Origin of the sequence: Rhodococcus sp. NPDC058505, from assembly GCF_042720095.1 — a bacterium.
GTDB lineage: Bacteria > Actinomycetota > Actinomycetes > Mycobacteriales > Mycobacteriaceae > Rhodococcus_G.
Map to the genome: position 1 here is coordinate 1 of NZ_JBHXNB010000030.1, position 16,165 is coordinate 16,165.

10 protein-coding genes are annotated in these 16,165 nt (G+C 70.0%); 5 read left to right on the forward strand and 5 right to left on the reverse strand.

Annotated features, from left to right (window positions below; genetic code table 11):
• Window positions 1-310: 310 nt before the first annotated feature.
• Window positions 311-925: a hypothetical protein gene (locus ACFWPA_RS17670; RefSeq protein WP_378509113.1), complete on the reverse strand. Its 615-nt coding sequence runs from the start codon at window positions 923-925 to the stop codon at window positions 311-313.
• A gap of 207 nt (window positions 926-1,132) precedes the next feature.
• On the opposite strand from ACFWPA_RS17670, the gene ACFWPA_RS17675 reads away from it, so the two are divergent.
• Together ACFWPA_RS17675 and ACFWPA_RS17680 are read left to right on the forward strand one after the other, a co-directional pair.
• Entirely contained in the window at window positions 1,133-1,336 is a 204-nt protein-coding gene (locus ACFWPA_RS17675) for a cold-shock protein (RefSeq protein WP_137875094.1), read from the forward strand.
• A gap of 161 nt (window positions 1,337-1,497) precedes the next feature.
• Window positions 1,498-5,052, forward strand: coding sequence for a protein kinase (locus ACFWPA_RS17680; protein ID WP_378571254.1), 3,555 nt, complete (start codon window positions 1,498-1,500; stop codon window positions 5,050-5,052).
• Window positions 5,053-5,085: 33 nt separating this feature from the next.
• On the opposite strand, the gene ACFWPA_RS17685 is transcribed toward ACFWPA_RS17680, so the two are convergent.
• Entirely contained in the window at window positions 5,086-6,102 is a 1,017-nt protein-coding gene (locus tag ACFWPA_RS17685) for a beta-ketoacyl-ACP synthase III (RefSeq protein ID WP_378509115.1), read from the reverse strand.
• Window positions 6,103-6,513: 411 nt separating this feature from the next.
• Here ACFWPA_RS17685 and ACFWPA_RS17690 point away from each other — a divergent pair, with 411 nt between their 5' ends.
• From ACFWPA_RS17690 to ACFWPA_RS17700, 3 genes are all read left to right on the forward strand, one after another.
• Window positions 6,514-7,668, forward strand: a complete 1,155-nt coding sequence (locus ACFWPA_RS17690) for a DUF4185 domain-containing protein (RefSeq protein WP_378571256.1) — start codon at window positions 6,514-6,516, stop codon at window positions 7,666-7,668.
• A gap of 36 nt (window positions 7,669-7,704) precedes the next feature.
• Window positions 7,705-8,313 carry a class I SAM-dependent methyltransferase gene (locus ACFWPA_RS17695; RefSeq protein WP_378571258.1) on the forward strand — a complete coding sequence of 203 codons (609 nt, stop codon included), beginning with the start codon at window positions 7,705-7,707 and terminating at the stop codon, window positions 8,311-8,313.
• 145 nt (window positions 8,314-8,458) lie between these two features.
• Window positions 8,459-10,294, forward strand: coding sequence for an acyl-CoA dehydrogenase (locus ACFWPA_RS17700; RefSeq protein WP_378571260.1), 1,836 nt, complete (start codon window positions 8,459-8,461; stop codon window positions 10,292-10,294).
• A gap of 90 nt (window positions 10,295-10,384) precedes the next feature.
• On the opposite strand, the gene ACFWPA_RS17705 is transcribed toward ACFWPA_RS17700, so the two are convergent.
• The 3 genes from ACFWPA_RS17705 to ACFWPA_RS17715 form a co-directional block, all read right to left on the reverse strand.
• Window positions 10,385-12,586, reverse strand: a complete 2,202-nt coding sequence (locus ACFWPA_RS17705) for a VanW family protein (RefSeq protein ID WP_378571262.1) — start codon at window positions 12,584-12,586, stop codon at window positions 10,385-10,387.
• Between the two features lie 295 nt (window positions 12,587-12,881).
• The gene (locus ACFWPA_RS17710; RefSeq protein WP_378571265.1) at window positions 12,882-14,378 is read right to left on the reverse strand and encodes a flavin-containing monooxygenase; all 1,497 of its coding nucleotides are present in this window, start codon (window positions 14,376-14,378) and stop codon (window positions 12,882-12,884) included.
• Window positions 14,379-14,489: 111 nt separating this feature from the next.
• On the reverse strand, window positions 14,490-15,419 hold the full coding sequence (locus ACFWPA_RS17715) for a glycoside hydrolase family 19 protein (protein ID WP_378571267.1): 930 nt from the start codon (window positions 15,417-15,419) through the stop codon (window positions 14,490-14,492).
• Between the last annotated feature and the right edge of the window lie 746 nt (window positions 15,420-16,165).

Genomic DNA, 16,165 nt, shown 5'->3' on the forward strand with positions numbered 1-16,165 from the left:
GGAAGTGTGCCTCGGCCTGACGGCGGTGCAGGTCCGCGAGCTTGCCCGCGGTGGTGTGGATATCGGGGGCCGCGGTCGCGGCCGGCTCCTGGACGGTGGTCACGATTGGAGTACCTCTCGACTTCGCTTTCAGGGGTGTGTACGACTCGATTCGGGGCCACACTACCCCGCGGCCTCATAGGTAACTAGGTGTGAATTGTTATCCCATGACGGACACGGAACCGCTGGCAGCGACCGACAGTAGACGACCTCGGTCGCCAATAACGGCAAACCGAGGTCGCACATTGACGCCACCCGACGCGGGTTCCGATCACCGCGTCCCGCGCGCCGAAACGAGCATCGGCGCGCGCATGTCGTAGTACGAAACCTCCCCCATCAATTCGGTCTCCTCCTCGAACAGCGACCGCAGGTCGTCGGGCACCTCGACGCTCTCGTGCAGCCGCGCGGCCGACTCGGAGGTGAAGTACACCGCCTCCACATATCCGTCCCCGCCGTCGCTGCACAGCGTCCCGCCGACGATCTCCGGGCGCAGGTCGTGCACACGGTCACCGACCCGCGACATCAGGTCCACCATCCGGTGCGGGTCGCTGGTGTGCCCCTCCAACACCTGGACGAAGCCGGCGGTGTCCGAGCCGCCGCCCATCCATTCGGTGACCTCCGCGCAGTCCATCACCGTCACCTGCCCGTCGAAGCAGCGCTCCGCCGCGGCCCACCACGCCCCCTGCTCCGGTCGTTCCGCATTGCGTCTGGCCGCGTCCGGCGACGCGAACCGGACCAGGCAGATGAAGGTGCCGTCCGCGCAGGTCCCGCTCGTCGAGCCGAGATACCCGGCCGCGCCCGCTGCCAGGTCGTCGTTCCATCGGTCCAGGCACCGCTGCAGCCCCGCCTGGTCGCCGACCCGACCCTGAATCACTTGAATGAACATCGCCCTCTCCTCACGCGGGCCCGGCCGGCGACCAGGCCTCTGCACCCTCGATCCTTCGCGGGAGCCGCGACCGGGGCAAGGCCCGCGACGCGCCGAAAGACCGGGAAGTATAGACCCGGCGTCGACAGGAGCGGCGCCAGCTGGCACGCTGTACCCGAGACCCGCACCTCGTCCTGAGGGCAGGCTCGCAGTAACAGGAGCAAAAAAGTGGCACAAGGCACCGTCAAGTGGTTCAACGCGGAAAAGGGATTCGGATTCATCGAGCAGGACGGTGACGGACCCGACGTCTTCGTCCACTACTCCGAGATCCAGACCAACGGCTTCAAGACCCTCGACGAGGGCGCACGCGTGGAGTTCGAGATCGGCCAGGGCCAGAAGGGCCCGCAGGCCACCGGCGTCCGCGCCATCTGAGCGAACCTCGCTTCCCGAAGGGCGTCTCCGCACGGCGGAGGCGCCCTTCGGCGTTCTCCGGGGTCCGGCACGGGATTATTCTGGGGTTCTCGACTGCGCCGCGAGGTGATCCATGGTGACGAGAACACGCGCACCGGGGCCGGACCGAAGCACGGGCCCCGATGCCTGAGCCGCAGCGCCCCGACCGCACGGCTCCCACCGGTGTGGCGGGCGACCTCGCAGCCGCGGGCTTCGTCGACGGCGAGGAGATCGGCCGCGGCGGCTTCGGCGTGGTGTATCGGTGCAGGCAGCCCGCCCTAGGCCGCACCGTCGCCGTCAAGGTCCTCAGCGGCGAGCTCGACGACGACAGCCGCGAACGCTTCCTGCGGGAGCAGCGCGCGATGGGAGCGGTGTCCGGGCACCCGCACATCTGCAACATCCTCCAGGTCGGGACCACCCGGTCGGGGCGGCCGTACATCGTGATGCCGTATCACCGGCACAACTCGCTGCAGGAGTCGATCCGCCGCGCGGGCCCGCTGGACTGGCCCGACGTGCTTGCACTCGGCGCGAAGATGGCGGGCGCGCTGGAGACGGCGCACCGCTCCGGGACCCTGCACCGCGATGTGAAGCCGGCGAACATCCTGCTCACCGAGTACGGCGAACCCCAACTGACCGACTTCGGCATCGCCCGCACCACCGGCGGCTTCGAGACCGCGACCGGGCAGATCACCGGGTCGCCCGCCTACACCGCCCCCGAGGTCCTCGAGGGGCGCTCACCGAGCGTCCGCTCCGACGTCTACAGCCTCGGGGCCACCCTGTTCTGCGCGCTGACAGGGCATGCGGCGTTCGAGCGCCGCAATGGCGAGCAGGTCGTCGCCCAGTTCCTGCGGATCACCAGCCAACCGGCGCCCGACCTGGCAGGCGGCGACGTCCCCGCCGACGTGTGCGCGGCCATCGAGTCCGCGATGGCGCCGGACCCCGACGCCCGACCGCCGTCCGCCGCCGCGTTCGGCGCACTGCTCCAGGACCTCGCGGTCCGGCACGGCCTCGGCACGGTCGAGATGGCCCTTCCTGCACCAACGTCGGGTGCCGGATCACCCGAGGACACCCGGATCTCGGCGGCACCGCGCCGCACCGGACCGCTCCGGTCGGGCGGCGACGTCCCGCACACCCTGACCCGGCGGCCAACGCCGCCGGTGCCCGCCACCCGGTTCCGGCCGCCGGTCATCGGCCGTGTTCTGGTCACCCGCACGCGGCTGATCGACCGACTCCGCGCCGGGGAACGGCGGCGGCTCACCCTCATTCACGGTCCGGCCGGATTCGGCAAGAGCACCCTCGCCGCGCAGTGGAGCGGGACGCTGCACGACGCGGGCGTGACGGTCGCCTGGCTGACGGTTGCACCGGACGACGACAACGTCGCCTGGTTCCTCGCGCACCTGATCGAGGCAATCGGCCGGGCCGCCCCGCACCTGAGCGAGGAACTCGGCCAGGCGCTCGAGGACCACGGCCGCGACGCCGAGGCGTTCGTGCTGACCACCTTGATCAACCGGATCCATGACGCACGGGAGCAGCTGGTGCTCGTCATCGACGACTGGCACCGGGTCGGCGGCACCGAGTCGCACTCCGCATTGGCCTACCTGCTCACCAACGGTTGTCACCACCTCCAGGTCGTCGTCACCAGCCGCACCACCGCAGGCCTGCCACTCGGCCGCATGCGCGTACTCGACGAGCTGGTCGAAATAGATTCGGCGGCATTGCGATTCGTGGAGTCCGAATCAGCGGCGTTGCTGGTCGAGCTCGGCGGGCTGACCCTGACCCCGGACGAGGTGGTGGACCTGTGCCGGTCCACCGAGGGGTGGGTGGCCGCCCTCCAGTTGGCGTCGCTGTCGCTGCGCAACGAGGAACACCCCGACGAACTGATCGGGCATCTCGCCGAGCACCCCGCGGTCGGCGAATTCCTCGCCGAGAACGTCCTGAGCACCCTCGAACCCGACCTGCTCGACTTCCTGCTCGCCACCTCGGTGACCGAACGGATCACCGGAGCACTGGCCTCGGCGCTCGCGGGCGTCCCGGACGGGCGGTCCCGTCTCGACCAGGTCGCGGCGAGGGACTTGTTCCTGCTGCGGCTCGGCGATTCCGACGCGTCCCTCCCGACCGGTGGCGGCGCCGACACCTGGTACCGGTACCACCACCTGTTCGCCACGTACCTGCGCCGACGCCTCGCCCGCGACCACCCCGATCGGGTCGCGCGCCTGCACCGGATCGCCTCGGAATGGTTCGCCGGGCACCACCTGCTCAGCGAGGCCGTCGACCACGCCGTCCGGGCGGGCGATCCCGAGCTCGCGGTGACGCTCGTGGAGCGGGACGGCACCTACCTGATCGAGCATTCCCGGATGACAACCCTGCTCGGTTTGGTCGACAAGCTGCCGCCGCCGACCGTGTCCGCCCGGCCGCGACTGCAACTGATGCTCGGGTGGGCCGATGTCCTGCTGCAACGACCGGGGCAGAGTCGCCGCGCGCTGGCCAGGGCGCGCGCGGCGCTGGACGCGGCACCGGATCCGGCGCTGTCCGTCGAGTCGGATGTGCTCGAGGGGGTGATCGCCGCATTCTCCGACCACCCGGACGGCATTGAACGCCACTCGCTGGCCTGCCTGGCCCATCCGGAGCGGCACAGCCCGTGGGTGGTTGCCGCCGCAGCGAACACCCAACTGTTCGCCGCGCTGTACCGGTTCGACTTCCCCGATGCGGTCCGCTGGCAGGAATGGGCCACGCCGTACCACGAGGCGATGAGCGGGTCGTTCGCGACGATGTACTCGTACTGCATGGTGGGGATCGCCGAGAGCGAGCAGCTCGAGCTCGAGTCCGCGGAGGTGTGGTTCCGGCGGGCGCTGCGGGTGGCGAGTGAACAGTCCGGGGCCCGGTCCCACTCGGCGCGGCTGGCCGCGGCGCTGCTCGGGAACCTGCTGTACGAGCGGAACCAGCTCGCCGAGGCGGAGGAACTGCTCGACGAGGGATTCCAGCTCGGCGGGGAGGGCGGGATCGTCGACTTCATGATCAGCCGCTACGTGATCGGCGCCAGGATCAAGGTCCGGCGCGGCGACCCGAGGGCGGCAGCGACGCGGCTCGCGGAGGGTGCCCGTGCCGCCGATGCGCTCGACCTTCCGCGGCTTCGGGCCCGGATCGACAACGAACGGATCCGGCTCGGCTTCCCGATCACCACCCGCACACGGGCGCCGCGGTATCCGACGCTCCCCGCGGTCGACGCGGTCACCGACGGCAGCGCCGAGATCACCGCCCAGCTCGAGGACGCGACAACCGCCCGACTGCTCGCCCGCACCGGGACCGCGGCCAATACCGCGCGTGCCTGCGATATCGCGCAGGCGTGGGTGGACCGGCTGGCCGGCGGCGGCCGCGCCAGGGCCCGGCTGCAGGCGCAGCGACTGCTCACCGGGTGCCTGTTCGCGGCCGGGCGCGCCGACGAGTCGGTGCGGGTGCTGGCGGAGGTGGCCGCGACATGCGCGCCGCACTCGATGGTGCGCTATCTGATCGACGGCGGGACGGCCGCGGTGACCGGGCTGACGGCGTTGCAGGCGGCCGCCCAGGCCGAGGCGTGGGATCCGACGTGGCCGCGGGTGCCGATCGAGTTCCTCGCCGACTGCCTCGCGGCGGTCGAGGCGGATGCCGCGGGACCCCCCACCGATCCCGGCCGGGAAACCGGCGAAGGCGCCGCCCGATGAGGGGCGACGCCTTCGCGGTCGGGGTTCGGCCGGTCAGCTGGCGAGCACCGGCATCGTGACGACCTGGCCTGCATAGGCGAGGCCCGCGCCGAACGCGAGCAGCAGGGTGGTGTCGCCCGGCTTCGCCTTGCCGGTACGCAGCATCTCCTCCATCGCCAGCGGGATCGACGCGGCGGAGGTGTTGCCGGTCTCGGCGATGTCGTTGGAGACGGCGACGGTCTCGGGCAGGTTCATGCTGCGGGCGATGACCTCGGTGATCCGGGCGTTGGCCTGGTGCGGGACGAACGCGTCGATGTCGTCGACGGTGAGGCCGGTGGTGTCGAGGGTCCGCTGGGCGACCTTGCCCATCTCGAACGCGGCCCAGCGGAACACGGAGGTGCCCTCCATGATGATCCAGGGCCGCTTCTGCTCCGGGTTGGTTGCGAAGTCGACCCAGTCCGGCTCCTGCCGGATCGCCCGGCCCTGCGCGCCGTCGGACCCCCACACGACGGGGCCGATGCCGGTCTCCTCGCTGCGACCGACGACGACCGCGCCCGCGCCGTCACCGAAGATGAACCGCACGCTGCGGTCGGTCGGCTCGGTGGAGTCGCTCATCCGCTCGACACCGATGACCAGCACGTGCTCCTCGGTGCCTGCGCGGACGAGGTCGGACGCAACGCCGAGCGCGTAGCAGAAACCGGCGCAGCCCGCGGCGATGTCGATCGCGCCAGCGCCTCCGGTGCCCAGTTCCTCGGCGACGAGCGCCGAACAGGCGGGAGTCTGCACCGGGTAGGTGGAGGTGGCGACGATGACGGTGCCGATCTGCTCACCGGTCAGGCCCGCGGCCTCGAGCGCCTTGCGGCCTGCCGCGATGGACATCTGCAGCACGCTCTCGTGCGGGCCCGCGAAGCGGCGGGTCCGGATGCCGGAGCGGGACTGGATCCACTCGTCGGTGGAGTCGATCTGCTCGCAGATCTCCTCGTTGGTCACGACCCGCTCGGGACGGTACACACCGAGCCCGAGGATCGCGGAGGGCCGAAGCTCCGTGGTGTTCGTGATCGCTGCACCCATTGACCTTGTTCTCCTTGCTTCGTCTCGGATGCTCGGGCGAAACCACGAACTCCTCGTCTGACACCGTACTGTGCCGACCTGACCGGGCCGCGACGTCCACTACGGACTGGACGGTCCACTCACGTCGACACAGGCGGTTCTTATCACCGCGACCCGCCCCGCAGGCGCGAAACCGACCAATGCGCTGGCAGATCCGCCACATCAGCAACACGCGACAACTCCCGCCCCACATATCCCGGCAGAGTGTCCGATCGGTCACTAGCATCGTCACCCGACGATCCCTTCGTCACATGGGACGTCCGGTCACATGGGTCGGGGCGCGACGCCTGCCCCACGCTCTACCGCACGACAGTTTCTTGCACACGGGTTTCCACAGCGCAAGTACAGCGACGGTCGAAGGGTGAACGCGACATGGGTGAACGGGTACCGGGTTGGCTCCGATCGGGCGGGCGGGGATCCACGGGACGACCAGTCGTCCGGGCCGGGGTACTGGCGGTCGCGGCCGCACTGGCGGTCGCCGCGCCTGCCGCCGCGAACCCCAACACGGTCAATCCGATCCCTGGCCTGAACGGCACCACCGCCCTCCCCGACCTCCGGGGCCGCACCAGCGCGGTTGCCCAGGCCACCGGGCTGCTCAGCGCGAACCGTACCCAGGACACCAACGTCCTCGGCACCGATCTCGGCATCATGTGGGACAACGGGAACGGCGAGATCCTCACCGCGTTCGGGGATTCCGCGGGGCTCGGCATCCCGAACCTGCTGAACGGGAGCCTGTGGTCGTGGCGGTCGAACGCCCTCTATCGCAGTGCCGATCGCAACCTCGCCGACGGCATGACGTTCGACAGCACGCCGCGTGACCTGCTCGGGCAGGCGAAGGAACTGGTGCCGAGCCCGAAGATCCCGTACGTCGAGATCAGCCGGATCCCGACGGCAGGCGTCGCGGTCGACGGCGTCCAGTACATGTCGCTGATGTCGGTGAACCACTGGGGCGAGCCTGGCAAGTGGGAGACGAACTTCTCCCGCCTCGCGGTCTCCACCGACAACGGCGAGAACTGGGTCGATGCGCCGGAGACGAGCAGGCCGAACGTCGACGGCAACCGGAACTTCCAGATGAGCGCCTTCATTAAGGACGGCGGGTACGTCTACCAGTACGGAACCCCGCCCGGACGCGGCGGGTTGGTCTATGTCGCGCGGGTGCCGGAGAAGCAGATCCGCGACCTCGGCGCGTACGAGTACTGGAACGGCGGGGAGTGGAAGAGGGGCGACGTCGGCGCCGCAGCACCGATCGTCTTCGGCGGGGTCGGCGAGCTGTCGGTGCAGTACAACCAGTTCCTCGGCCAGTACCTGATGCTCACCACCGACAACGCCAACTCGGTGGTGATGCGCCGGTCACCGTCCCCGACCGGACCGTGGGGGCCGCCCGAGGTGCTGCTCGAGGCGCGGGAGCTGCCCACCGCCTACGGCGCCTACATGCACCCGTGGTCGAGCGGCCCGGACCTGTACTTCCTGACGACGGTGCACTCGAATTACAACGTCCTGCTCCTGCGCACCACCCTGCACCGCTGACGGGGGGAGACGCCTCCGGCCCGCTACCGTCGCGACATGGATGCAGACGCGTGGGATCGCCGGCACGAGCGGGGCGAATCGCCGTTCGGTTCGGTGCCGGATGCGGCGGTGGTGGAGCACGTGGCGGCGCTGGCCGCAGGCCGGGCCCTCGACCTGGGCTGCGGCACCGGGAGGCACACGCTGTGGTTGGCCCTGCGCGCCTGGGAGGTGACGGCGGTGGACTTCTCCACGGCCGCGCTGACGCGCGCGGTGCGCTCCGCTGCTGCGCTCCCCCGCGCGAGCCGCGACCGCGTGACCTGGGTGCATGCCGACGTGACGGACCTCGCGGTCCCGCAGGCGTACGACCTCGTCCTCGCCTGCCACCTGCCGCTGTCGGCGGAATCACGCCGACGGGTCCTGTCCCGGGCCGCCACCGCCCTCCGCCCGGGCGGAACCCTGCTGGCGCTCGAGCCGGAGCGATCCCCGTCGATCACCGACTCCGGTTGCACCCCAGAGGAACTCGCGAACGACCTCGCGGGCCATCTGACCATCACGACGGCGACACTGACGCTCGCCGACCACCCCGGCCGCGACGGCGACCCGGCCTCGGACGCGGACCCCCGACAGGCCCTGGTCGTCGGTTTTCGCGGTCCTGTTGGCACCTAACTGAATCGCGAGTAACATCGGCTAAGTTACTGACGAGTAGCCGTACCGCGGGAACGCGGGGCGGTACCTCGACGAAGACTGAACAAGGCCAGAACGTGGGCATCACCAGGGGCTGGACCGCACCATCTCAGGGAGATAAGAAGACATGGGGCATTACAAGAGCAACGTTCGTGACCTGGAGTTCAACCTCTTCGAGGTACTCGACCTCGAGAAGCCGCTGAGCGAGGGCACCTGGGGCGACCTCGACGCCGACACCATCAGGAACATGCTCAGCGAGGTCGCACGGCTGGCCGAGGGCCCGCTCGGCGAGGCATACGCCGACGCCGACCGGAACCCGCCGGTCTTCGATCCGGAGACCCACGAGGCGACCCTGCCCGAGTCGTTCAAGAAGTCCTTCAAGGCGATGTGGGACGCCGAGTGGTACCGGATGGGCCTCGACGAGGAGATCGGTGGCGTGCCGGTCCCCCGCTCCGTGGTGTGGGCGATCTCCGAGATGATGCTCGGCGCGCAGCCCGCCGCCTTCATGTACCAGGCGGGCCCGTCCTTCGCGAACGTGCTGTTCACCAACGGCACCGACGAACAGAAGCAGTGGGCGGCCACCTGCGTCGAGCGCGGCTGGGGCGCCACGATGGTGCTCACCGAGCCGGACGCGGGCTCCGATGTCGGCGCGGGCCGCACCAAGGCGATCAAGCAGGACGACGGCTCCTGGCACATCGAGGGCGTCAAGCGGTTCATCACCTCCGCCACCTCCGACGACCTGTTCGAGAACATCTTCCACCTGGTCCTCGCCCGCCCGGAGGGCGCGGGACCCGGCACCAAGGGCCTGTCGCTGTTCTTCGTGCCGAAGTTCCACTTCGACTTCGAGAAGAACGAGCTCGGCGAGCGCAACGGCGCCTTCGTCACCAATGTCGAGCACAAGATGGGCCTCAAGGCGTCGGCGACCTGCGAGCTCACCTTCGGCGGCCACGGCGTGCCCGCCAAGGGCTGGCTGGTCGGCGAGGTGCACAACGGCATCGCGCAGATGTTCGACGTCATCGAGCATGCCCGCATGATGGTCGGCACCAAGGCGATCTCCACCCTGTCCACCGGCTACCTCAACGCCCTCGACTACGCCAAGCAGCGCGTCCAGGGCGCCGACCTGACCCAGATGACCGACAAGGCCGCGCCGCGCGTGACCATCACCCACCACCCGGACGTGCGCCGGGCGCTGGCGATGCAGAAGGCGTACGCGGAGGGCCTGCGCGCGGTGTACCTGTACACCGCGGCGCACCAGGACGTCGAGGTCGCCAAGCACGTCTCCGGCGCCGAGGGCGACCTCGTGCACCGGGTCAACGACCTGCTGCTGCCGATCGTCAAGGGCGTCGGCTCCGAGCGCGCGTACCAGTACCTGACCGATTCGCTGCAGACCCTCGGCGGCTCCGGCTTCCTGCAGGACTACCCGATCGAGCAGTACATCCGGGACGCGAAGATCGACTCGCTGTACGAGGGCACCACCGCGATCCAGGCGCAGGACTTCTTCTTCCGGAAGATCGCCCGCGACCGCGGCGTCGCGCTGGCGCACGTGGCGGGCCAGGTGAAGAAGTTCCTCGACCGCGAGGACGGCGACAACCGGCTCAAGACCGAGCGCGCGCTGCTCGCCACCGCACTCGAGGACGTGCAGGCGATGGTCGCGACCCTGACCGGCTTCCTGATGGGCGCCCAGGAGCAGCCGACCGAGCTGTACAAGGTCGGCCTCGGTTCGGTTCGCTTCCTGATGTCGGTGGGCGACCTCCTGGTCGGCTGGCAGCTGCTCGAGGCGGCGGAGATCGCGCTCGGCAAGCTGGACGCGGGCGCCTCCGACAAGGACAAGCCGTTCTACGAGGGCAAGGTCGCGACCGCGTCCTTCTTCGCGAAGAACGTCCTGCCCGAGCTCACCGCGTCCCGCGGCATCGTCGCCAACGTGGACAACGACCTGATGGAGATGGACGAAGCCGCCTTCTGACGGCGCAGATCGGCTCCCGAAACGAGGCCGCACACCGGATTCCGGTGTGCGGCCTCGCCGCATTCCCTGCTGGATCCGGGGGCTATCCGGTCACTCGCCCTCCGCCTCGCCTGCCGATGCGGACGGGGCATCCTCCGCCGAGGCGGGCGGCGCAGCAGGCGCAGCCGCGTCAGCAGGCGCAGGCGGGGGCTCCGGGCTGATGCAGCGGACGATCGGCACCGGGTCGTACTTCACGGTCCGGGTGTTGCGGGACAACTCCCGCCCGGACGCACGGTCGGTGATGACGCGGGTGTCCGAGGTGGTGAACCCCTGCGCACCCGACGACGCGATGCAGCCGGACCCGGCGGGCAGCGTGACCGTGTTCGGCGACGTGTATGCGTACCGGTCGCCGGTGATCGACTCGACGTCGACCGTCTTGGTTCCCCACAGCCGGACCGTGATGTCGGAGTTCGTCCCGATCGTCTCGATGAGCACACCGGTGTCGGTGTCGTTGGTGAACCGCAGGTCGATCGCCCCCTCGTACACCGTCGCCTCCCGCGCCTCCGGGTAGCGGGAAATGTAGTAGCTGTGCTCGGTGTGCCCGGCGTCCTCCATGCCGGCAAAGTAGGCGGCGTTGTACAGCGTGGTCGCGAGCTGACTGATGCCGCCGCCCACCGCGGTGTCCGGGCGGCCGTTGTTGATGATTCCGGAGGAAACGTAGCCCTCCGCGCTGCCACGCGGTCCGGTGTAATCGTTGAGCGAGAACGTCTTTCCCGGCTGAACCAGTGCGCCATCGATCTCGGCGGCTGCCAACCGGATGTTCACCCCGGACGCGTACTCGAAGCCACCGGTCGTGTACTCGGCAATCACCTCGGTGATGCCGAGCTTGTTCGCGGCCTCGGTCGTCAGCGCGGGCTGTTTCGGCTCGTACACGGCGTCGAGGCCGCCGCGGCCCGCGTCGGAGAACCCGGCGGGCAGCGACTCGAGCGTCTTGTGCCACTCGATCGTCTCGCCGGTCACCGCGGGCACCACCTTCGGCGCCCCACCGGACAGCGTGAACGACGCGTCCTTCGGCTGGATCTCGGTGGCGGCCAACTGCGGCCCGAGCACCCCGATCGCCGCGTCCACGTCGAAGTGCGGGCTGAGACCGCCGTCGCCGTCCGGGGTGAACGACAGCACCGATCCAATCCGGTCCCGTGGGAGCACCGCCTGCCCGCCGTCGCGCCCCGCGACCACCAGATCCGTTGCTGCCGCAGGCATCGCGACCTCGCGCAGTGCCCGGTCGACACCGGACTGGGTGACCGAGACGGGGTCGACGGTCACGGGGACCTCGACACCGTCGGCGGCCGCCCACCCGTCGGCGAGCGCCTCCGCGGCACCGGGCGCATCGAGCGTCTGCCCCTGCCGGGGGGACACCGCGACGGGTGTTGCGCCCTCGAACACGACCGAGCCCTCGACGGGCGCGCGGTCGGTTCGGGTGCGCAGCCCCTCGACCGCCGCCGCGAGGGCGCCGTCGTCACGGGTGGCGGCGACCCCGACCTCACGATGCGTGAACAGGGATGCCAGCCGGGTGATCGGATTGAGCGGTTGGTCCCCCGCACGGTCGAGGGTGGCGTCCCAGTCGACACCGAGACCGGCCTCGGCGGGAACGAGTTCGGTGGTCACGTCGCCGGCCCGGACCACGACCGGGCTGCCGAGGCGCGGGTCGAGCTCGGTACGCAGAACGGACTCGGCCTCGTCCGGTGACATTCCGCCGATGTCCACCCCGGCCACCGTCACACCCCGCGGGACCTGGTCCGAGGAGAGCGCGACATCGGCGATGTACCCGGCAACACCCACCGCGAGGACCCCGGCGGCGGCGCCGATCACGAGGCGGCGCCTGCGCCGGGTGTCCGTGTCCGGATCGGGAGCCGCGGCCGACGTCGGGGGTGCCTGCGGCGAGGTGGAGGAGGGCGGGGTGGTGGCGGGCGGGGGCGGCGGCACGGCGACCGGGGTGGCGGCGGGCTGCACCGGCGGGGGTGTGGCGGCACCCGGGGACGCGCCGGGAGTCATCTTCGGCAGCACCGTGGTCGGGACGTCCTCGGGGCGGATGTGCTCGGTGGGGGGCTCCGGATCGACGTCCGCCGGTCCGGTCGCATCGCCGCTGCCGCGGGCATCGCGCGGGTCGGCGGACGGCTCCGCGGTGGGTTCGCCGTCGGACGGGAGCGGAGGGCCGGGCACGTCACCGTCGGGGTGCACCGAATCGGGTGTCTCCCCGTCGGGCAGCCCCGATCCACGCTCCGCACCCGAGTGCTTGCCGATTCCGCCGGTCATCGTGCGGTCCTCCCGGTAGTGTCGTTCTGCTGGGCCAGGACCCGCTTCGACCCTCCAGGGTAGCGCGGCCGGACCGGGTACCCCGACGGCAGAGGTCCCGGCACGGGTGCGACACGCGAGTGTCCCGCGCTGCAACCGGGTCGGGGGTCTGGCTGCAACGCGGGACGACCTGACTATCGAGGTCCCGCAGCGGAGCGTTACACGGAATCCGAAAATTGTCGTGCATGATTGTGAGCGATCCCAGACAACCCCCGGTGAGCTGGGCAAACACCCGCGGCCACGCGGATCTCGGCCGTCAGGCGGGTGCGTCGGTCCGAGCTCGGGCGACGGTTCGATAGTTCTCGGCATCGAAGCGTCGCAGCCGCGACCGGTACCGCCAGGTGAACGTCGGCCACATCACCGAATTCCGGCCACGGGAATCCAGATACCAGCTGGCGCAGCCGCCCCGGTTCCACACCGTCGACCGAAGCGCCGCCTCCATTCGGCCGCTGTACTCGTCCTGCGCCAGGGCCGACACGTCGACCGACACGAGCCCGGCCGCCGCCATGTGCGCCAGTGCCGCCGTGACGTAGGCGGCCTGGCTCTCGAGCATGTACACGATCGAACTGTGGCCGAGGTTGGTGTTCGGTCCGTACATGAGGAACAGGTTCGGGAAGCCGTGCACCGTCATGCCCCGATGCGCGCTGGGGCTGCCGTCCCAGTGCTCCGCGAGGGTTCGGCCGTCGGTGCCGCGGACACGGCGGGCTACCGGCGGTTCGGTGGGGGTGAACCCGGTGCCGAAAATGATGGTGTCCACCGCACGCTCGACGCCGTCCTCCCCGATCACCCCGGTAGGAGTCACCCTCGTCAATCCGGAGGCCACGACATCGACGTCGTCCCGATCCAGGGTCGCTAGCCAGTCGTTGGAGAGGAGCATCCGCTTGCACCCGATCGTGAACGACGGCGTGAGGTTCCGCCGCAGCACCGGGTCCGATACCTGCCTCCGCAAATACCCCCGTGCGACCAACGCGAACAGCGGCAGCAGCCAGGTCAGGTACGCGAAGACGACGACGTACCCCTCCCGCTGAAGGTAGACGAGTCCGCGAGACATTTTCTGCGTCAACGGAAACCGTCGATACACCCGCTTTTCCGTCGCCCCGCGCCTTCGATTGGTCCGGGGTATCACCCAGGACGCGGTGCGCTGAAAGACGGTCACCCGCCGGACCCGGTCGACGATCCGGGGGACGAACTGCACCGCGGACGCGCCGGTGCCGACCACCGCGATCCGCTCCCCGGTCAGGTCATGGTCGTGATTCCACGACGCCGAGTGAAACACGGTGCCGCGGAACGACTCCAAACCGGCGATGGCCGGGATGTTCGGCGCCGAGAGCGCGCCGGTTGCGGCGACCACCACGTCGGCGGTGAGGTCACCCCGACTGGTCCGGACCCGCCACACCGCGGCCCGATCATCCCAGTTCGCTTCCAGGAGTTCACAATCAACAACGGTGCGAGCTCGGACACCGGTGCGTGTCGCAACCTCCTTGAGATAGTCGAAGATCTCGGGCTGTTCCGCGAAGGTGTGGCTCCAGTCCGGACTCGGCGCGAACGACAGGGAGTACAGCGTGGTCGGGACGTCGCACGCGCAGCCGGGATACGTATTCTGGCGCCAGGTTCCGCCGACCTCACCTGCCCGCTCGATGACGAGGACATCATCCGCCTGACCGTCCCGGACCAGGCCAGCAGCGACCGTCAGGCCGCCGAACCCGGCACCGACGACGAGAACCCTGGTGTGCGAGGGGAGCTCGAGGGTCATCGCTGGGTCACCGGCCTGTCCCGCGCCGCAGCCGAATACCGGATGTCGTGGCTCACACCGCGACGGTAACAACAAACGGACCGGGCCGCCCGCACATCCCGGCGCCGACCGCTACGGGCGGATCAGCACGTCCAGACCGCGCTGGAAGTCCGCGATGCGGCGGGAGAGCGCGTGGTGGCCGCCGTTGACGAGCTCGGACACCCGCACGATGCCCGCGGTGTCCGCCACCTGGTTCAGGTTGCGGGACGTCCAGTACCAGGCCGCGGTGGTGAAGGCGTTCTCCGGCGCTGCGAGCAGTTCGGGGTGCGCGATGAAGTCAACACCGGTGTACTCGCTCACCTTCTCGTAGTTGTGGCGGCCGGTGATCTGAATGGCACCGCGCCCCTTGTAGCGCTCACCGTCGCCCGGCTGAGTGTTGCCGAGGTCGGCGCGACCCTCGTAGGCACGGCCGGAGGCGTACTCCTCGAAGGTACGGAACGAGTCGGACTCGACGGCGAGCTGCGCAATGAAGGCCGCCTGCCGGACCGGGTTATCGATACCGCTGCGCGCCATCGCCTCGTTGAGCGGGGCGATGTATGCGGCGATCTTCTCGGCGGCGATGCCGGGCACGATCCGGGCCAGGTCCTCCGGGGTGACGCCGGCAGGCGGGGCGGGCGCGGGCTCCGGCGCGGGTTCGGCCGCGGGCTCGGCCGCCGACTCGGTCGCGGGTTCGGTCTCGGCGGCGGAATCCGTCACGAACGCACTCAGGGCCGCGAAGGCACCCGTGGCCGAGCCGTCGGACGCCGCTGCGTCGGCCGGGGTGTCGGTCGCCGATTCCGCCGAGGCCGACTCCGGCTTGGGCAGCGCCTCGAAACCGATCGTCGAGAACAGGGTGCCGCCCTCGAGGTACCGCGCGGGCGCGGAGATCGAGGGGCCTGCCGCGATGGCGGTGTCGGCGTTGGCGACCGCGGTGGCCCCGAGGCCCATGACGGAGGTGCCTGCGGTGATCAGTGCGGCGGCGGCAATGGCAGCGCGAACATGGCGCGAGTGTGAGACGTACATGGATGTGCTCCGGGTTGTCGGCCGGGAGAGACGATCGGCCTGGCGAACCTGCCGCAGGCGTTCCGGCGAGGACGTCCGTCCATCGCGGGTCACCATCACGCAGCAAGAAGGTCACAACCAGGTAACGTCGCAGGTCTCGAGGTTTTCAACCAAAAGTGATCAGCGACACAACCCCTTGCTAATGCACGGCAACACACACTCGGCACCTCGGCTCCGCGCCAGGGGTCGCAGACTCGGGCACGGACGGACGCCGGCCCGGCCGCACCGAGAACGCCAACGACACCCGATGCGCGGATCGGGAAGGCGACCGTCGAATCCCCTGCGCAAGACCCCTTTACCGCCCGAGCCCGGTGGATCCGCGGACACTAATGAGGCCGCGACTCCCCCTGCTTCGGCGCGTGATTCATACGGCGTCCGAATGACACACGGCGACAACGCATCATCCGGCGACCGCGGCACCGGAAATCCAGACCCGAACGGTCGGTATGTGTCCCACACAACACCAAAGGGTGCTTGCGCTCGAAAGTTCTGTACGGCATACGACACCGTGACAAACCACGTCTCGTGACAATCCCGAGACCAGAAGATCACGGAAGCACGCCCGCAAACGTCGGGCTACCCGCGGCCGCGGCCCGAACAGACAGAAGCGGGGGGGGGGGGGGGGGGCCGCGCCTCAGTAGCGGGGGGGGGGGGAGAGAGAGAGCTTATAGAGGGGGGGCGCGGGCCCCCCCCCCCCCCCCGGGAGA